This is a genomic window from Methylobacterium sp. AC832, from assembly GCF_979256025.1.
In genome coordinates, this window is sequence record NZ_CEEDMV010000040.1 from 1 (window position 1) to 281 (window position 281).

A 281-nucleotide genomic window follows, 5' to 3' on the forward strand; every position below is an offset into this window, starting at 1 on the left:
GAACCGCATCGACCAGTCAGGAGTCCACATGAGTGTCAACAGCTTCAACGCGAGGCGAATCCTCGACGTCGACGGCCAGTCTTACGAGATCTACGACATCACCAAGGTTGATGGTTCCGACAACCTTCCGTATAGCCTCAAGGTTCTGCTTGAGAACCTGTTACGCACCGAGGATGGCGCCAACATCACGGCCGAGCAGATCACTGAACTAGGTCATTGGGACGCCGACGCCCAGCCGTCCAAGGAGATCCAGTTCACTCCGGCCCGCGTTATTATGCAGG

The 281-nt window shown here is 56.6% G+C and carries 1 protein-coding gene; it reads left to right on the plus strand.

All coding sequences use genetic code 11. The features are described 5' to 3' along the window. Positions 1-28: 28 nt before the first annotated feature. On the plus strand, positions 29-281 hold a 253-nt coding region (locus AC0IXR_RS25040; RefSeq protein ID WP_471762595.1), incomplete at its 3' end, for a hypothetical protein.